The organism is Azospirillum sp. TSO5 (assembly GCF_003116065.1).
GTDB lineage: Bacteria > Pseudomonadota > Alphaproteobacteria > Azospirillales > Azospirillaceae > Azospirillum.
In genome coordinates this window covers 1-5,321 of sequence record NZ_LGQY01000127.1, presented here as the reverse complement: position 1 = coordinate 5,321, position 5,321 = coordinate 1, and the positions used below count along the sequence as shown (strand labels likewise).

The 5,321-nt window shown below is 49.7% G+C and carries 3 protein-coding genes; all 3 read left to right on the top strand.

The window, feature by feature from the left end:
- A partial coding sequence (locus TSO5_RS27140) for a response regulator (protein ID WP_146203846.1) occupies positions 1-556 on the top strand: 556 nt, incomplete at its 5' end.
- Positions 557-834: 278 nt separating this feature from the next.
- A complete protein-coding gene (locus TSO5_RS27135) occupies positions 835-3,198 on the top strand; it encodes an AAA family ATPase (protein ID WP_247870986.1) in 2,364 nt (787 codons plus the stop codon).
- Positions 3,199-3,218: 20 nt separating this feature from the next.
- Positions 3,219-5,105, top strand: a complete 1,887-nt coding sequence (locus tag TSO5_RS27130; RefSeq protein ID WP_109154544.1) for a UvrD-helicase domain-containing protein — start codon at positions 3,219-3,221, stop codon at positions 5,103-5,105.
- The last annotated feature ends 216 nt before the right edge of the window (positions 5,106-5,321 follow it).

The following is a 5,321-nucleotide window of genomic DNA, read 5'->3' as shown; positions in this document are numbered from 1 at the left end:
GGCTCCCCCCGCCGCCGAGCCGCCCTCCGCCCCCGTCGCCGCCCCTGCCGCCGAGGCGTCCGCCCCGCCTCCGCCGCCCCTGCCGCCCTCACTGCCGGCCGTGACCGTCCCGCCCGTGCCGACCCCTGCCGCTGCGGCGACGGAGTCCCTGCGCATCCTGGTGGTGGAGGATGTGGAGATGAACCGCCTGCTGGCGGTCACGCTGCTGAAGCAGGCCGGCCACAGCGTCGCGGCGGTGGAGGACGGCGCCCAGGCGGTAGAGGCGGCCGTGGCGGCGGCGGGCAGCGAGCCGTTCGACGCGATCCTGATGGACGTGAACATGCCGGTGATGGACGGGCTGGAGGCGACGCGCGTCCTCCGCGCCATGCCCGGCCCGGTGTCCCGCACCGTCATCGTGGCGCTGACCGCCAACACCTTCCCCGACGACATCGCCCAATGCTACGAGGCCGGCATGGACTGCCATGTGCCGAAGCCCATCGACCGCGTGCAACTGCTGACCGAGATCACCCGCTGCGTCGCGTCGCGGCGCGCGGTGGAGGCGATGGGGGAGGGGTGAGGGAGTAATGGGTGAACCTATGGCAGATTGGAAAATGCCGGTTGCCGTACCGGGGGAAGTCTGTTTGGTGCCAGGAGCCGATTCGGCCTATTTGACCACAATTGGGTGACGGAAATTACAGATTTTCGCCGACCACCGTGAGGCGAAAGTACCCGAGTCTAAAGTTTTGGAACGTTGTGTATCCGGACATTTCCGCTCAAAAAGGAGATATTTCGCCTTTGTGATAGCGCTTTGCGCCAGCTATAGTCGAGGTAAAGCTGGAGCATCCACGTTTGCCCATGGCAAAGGAAAAAGCGCGTAAAATGATTATAAAATTTGCTGAAATTCAGAACTTTCGCAAACTTAAGTCGATCCGCATTGATTTCTCTCCGCGAACAACATTGTTCGTTGGTGCAAACAATAGCGGGAAAACTGCAGCAATGGTCTCTTTGGGGCATTTTCTTGTCGATAACAGCCGATTTACAATGAATGATGTGACTCTTTCAAATTGGAAGCACATCAATAAAATCGGTGAAGACTGGTGGAGCGGCTACATCTCAAAAAGTCCGGTAGGAGATCTGTCGGAAATCGATTGGGAGTCTGCTTTCCCCGTTTTGGACTTGTGGCTAGAAGTAGATAGTAACCAAGTCCATCATGTAAGCCATCTTCTTCCAACCTTGGATTGGGATGGCGGGGCATTGGGTATTCGGATGCGCCTGGAACCGAAAGATCCCGAAATTCTATATAAAGGATATATTGCGGCTCGCTCGGCTGCTGAAGAAGTTTTTAAGAAAGCAAATGGAGAAAGGAAGCCAGATCAGAAAGGCTATACGGTAAAGCTTTGGCCAGATTCCTTGGTTTCTTTTCTTGAGAAAGATAGAAAGTTGGGGTCATATTTCTCGGTAAAAATATACTGTCTTGATCCCATCAAACTTCAGCGCCCAGATAAGGGAGTGGCGCGCCCACAAAAATTGGTAAACGGTAAGCCGGTTGAGGGTAATCCTTTTGCCAAACTGATTCGCGTTGATGAGATCAATGCTCAACGCGGCTTTTCCGATGCAGGTTCTCGCCGTAATCATGTCGACGGCGGCGCCGAAGAGAAGGCCGAACGAAGTGAGACTAAGCGGCTTTCTAATCAACTAAGATCGTATTATTCGCGCCACCTTGATCCTACTGATGCTCCCGACGCATCAGATTTAGACGCATTGCAGGCGATTGACGATGCCCAACAGCAATTTGATGGCAAATTAGAAGACGGCTTTTCCGATGCATTGAAGGAAATTGAGGAGTTGGGATATCCAGGATTATCGGATCCAAAATTAAAGATATGCACTCGAATCCACCCTGTTGATGGGCTCAATCATGCTTCTGCTGTTCAGTACGAAGTTATTCAGCAAAGCGGCCAGGAGGCCGGCCTGTCTTTGCGTCTAACTGAACAGTATAATGGACTCGGGTACCAGAACCTTATTTCTATGGTATTCCGGTTGATGTCCTTCCGCGATGATTGGATGCGCGTTGGAAAGGCTGCGAAGACATTAGAGATTAGCAATAAAGAGTTGCATTTTCAGCCCATCCACTTGGTCCTACTTGAAGAGCCAGAGGCGCATCTTCATGCGCAAGTTCAACAGGTATTTATCAACAAGGCATACGACATACTGCGCAATCACAAGAATCTTGGGGAAAACTCCTATTTTTCCACCCAGATGGTGATCAGCACGCATTCTAGTCATATAGCGCATGAATGTGAGTTTTCGTGCTTGCGATATTTTAGACGGAGGCCCGCTGCTGGAGCGGGAGAGGTGCCGACTTCTACCGTGGTAAACTTGTCTGAGGTGTTTGGAAAGCACGGAAGTACGGAGCGGTTTGTTACCCGTTATCTCAAGGCAACTCATTGCGACCTATTTTTCGCCGATGCGGCTATTCTTGTAGAAGGTCCGGCAGAGCGGATGATGGTTCCTTATTTCATTAGAAATCACTTCAAGGAGTTGAATCAGAGATATATCACATTGCTTGAGGTTGGGGGCAGTCATGCTCACCGATTTCGACCTTTGATCGAGCATCTCGGACTTGTGACGTTACTGATCGCAGATCTAGATCCGGCTAAGAGTGAAGAGAAGTGGCCGGTTGCGCCGCCGAGACGGAAGCAAAATATGATTTCTCGTAATACCGTGATAAGGCAATGGGTACCAGAGAAAAATAAATTAGATGATTTGCTAGATCTAAGTCAGGAAGAAAAGATTAAAGTCTATGATAGATTCTTTTCAGTGCGTGTGGCTTATCAAACGCCGATTCAAGTAACAATTGACGATGCCGTTGGACATGAGGAAGCTCTTTCCAGTACTTTCGAAGATGCACTTGTGTTCGAAAATCTTGACTTTTTTCGCCCTAAGGCTGGAAAGCAACTTCAGAAGACTCGCTGTGGCCTTATGAAAAGTTTTCGCGAAGCTGCCGCCACTAAACGCAGTGCGGAAGCTCTAGGCGCAGCGATGTTTGATGCTCTTAAGAAAGGCGATAAAGCAGCATTTTCGTTGGATCTATTGTACCCTGAGGATCGACATGCGCTTACAGCTCCCGCATATATCCGCGAAGGTTTGGAATGGCTTCAATTGCAACTCCGGCGGAAGCAGCAAGAGGTAATTGGACCACACGATGTCGTGTCATAGCCCAGGGAGGAGATTGTCTTATGGCTGCCGAACAAATAAATATCAATGATCAAATTGATGACGATGTTGATAATGAAATTCGCATATGCCTCAGCTTGGAGCGGCCGACTAGCTTCTTTCTATTTGCAGGAGCGGGTTCAGGAAAGACAAGATCTTTAATAACAGCACTGAAGCATGTACGAGAGACTGCGGGTGCATATTTGCAGCTACATGGAAAGCGAGTGGGTGTAATCACCTATACTAATGCTGCATGTGAAGAAATTATTAGTCGAGTAGAATTTGATCCGCTGGTTGACGTGAAGACCATTCATAGCTTTGTTTGGTCGCTGATTGAGGGTTTTGACAACGATATAAAAGAATGGCTTAGAGAAAAACTAGAAAGCGACATCGCTGAAATGGACCTAAAGCAGTCAAAAGCTCGGAAAAAAGAAGGAAAGACTTATCTGAAGCGTAAAGAGGATATCGAGGCGAAACGTCGTCGTCTCGAAATCCTGCCGTCAGTGAAGAGATTTACCTATAGCGCTACCGGAGGCAATAAAGGAAAAGACTCTTTGAATCATGGAGAAGTTATTCAAGTTGCCGCTTTTTTCATAAAAAATAAGCCGTCTATGCAAGATATTCTTGTTGGGAAATACCCAATTTTGCTAATTGATGAGAGTCAGGATACGAATAAACGACTTGTCGAGGCATTTCTTGTTGTACAGCAGAGACATCGGGATCGCTTTGTACTAGGGCTAATCGGCGACACGATGCAGAGAATTTACAATGATGGGGACGCCAACTTGGGCCTAAACCTTCCGGATGGTTGGGCTAAGCCTGCAAAAAAAATGAATCATCGTTGCCCGAAACGCATAGTAGAACTAATCAACAAGATCCGAGCGGCTGTTGACACTCAAGAACAGCAAGCACGGTCAGACAAAGAGGCGGGAATTGTTCGGCTCTTCTTAGTGCAAGACAATGCAAGAGATAAGGCAGCCCTGGAAAGTGACGTTGCACGGAAGATGGCAGAAATTTCCGGCGATCCCCTTTGGCATGGAGATGGCGCTGATGTGAAGCGCCTTATTCTAGAACACCATATGGCTGCCGCACGTATGGGATTTTTGGATATGTTTGAGCCGCTCTATCGGCAGGACAGGTATAAAACGCCATTGCGTGATGGCACATTGTCCGAAGTTTGTCTTTTTTCCGAACGAGTTTTACCTCTGTTGGAGGCGAAGCGAAACGGGGATGAATTTACGGCGATGTCGGTTCTGCGTGAATACTCACCGTTGTTGAGTAAAGAGGCATTCAAAAATGCCGGCGATGATCAACTCACTCAATTAGGCACCGCTCGAGAGGCCGTAAAATGCCTTCTAAATCTTTGGCATGATGGCGCCTCTCCCACATTCCTTGCAGTACTTCGCGAGGTGGCGAAAAGCGGACTGTTTGAGATTCCAGGGGAGCTTCGTTCTATCGTTGCAAGAGAACAGATGCACGGGCTGGTGTCTGAAATCTTTTCCGAAATTCAGCTAGACGAAACGCTTGATAGTACAGAACCCAGTGATGAAGATCCATGGGACCAGTTTTTGTCTGTGCCATTTTCTCAGATAGAACCCTATGCAAAGTATGTGCAAGGCATGGCACCGTTTGACACTCATCAGGGTGTTAAGGGAAGAGAATTTCCCAGAGTTCAGGTGATTATTGATGACAAAGAGGCTAGAGGCGTCATCTTTTCCTACGAAAGGCTTTTCGGTGTTAATGGGGAGGCCGACCCCAATGATGTGACAAGGCGTCTGTTTTATGTGACCTGTAGCCGGGCAATGAAGAGCTTAGCTGTTGTCGCCTATACCGCTGATCCGGCTAAGGTGCGCATGCATGTGGTAAATGAGGGGTGGTTTAACGAGACAGAAGTCGTTCTACTCGCCTGACTTATGACATTGTTGATCCGCGATCTAACTGATGACTAAAATGAGCGACTTTCGCCCATTCTCTTCCAGTGCAATGTCAGCAGCATTGCAGTTTGACTGTAGTACCCGACGGCGGGGCGCAATGCCTGCGCAACATGGTCTTAGAGTCGGACTCGGAATCGGCATGGCTGTGGCTATGTCCGGGCCACCCGTCTTGAGAGCAGTTTGACGCTGGCG

What these genes read in the sequence shown, in the direction of transcription:
- TSO5_RS27130 (WP_109154544.1), top strand. Translation starts at nt 3,219, where the DNA reads ATGGCTGCCGAACAAATAAATATCAATGATCAAATTGATGACGATGTT.
- TSO5_RS27135 (WP_247870986.1), top strand. Translation starts at nt 835, where the DNA reads ATGGCAAAGGAAAAAGCGCGTAAAATGATTATAAAATTTGCTGAAATT.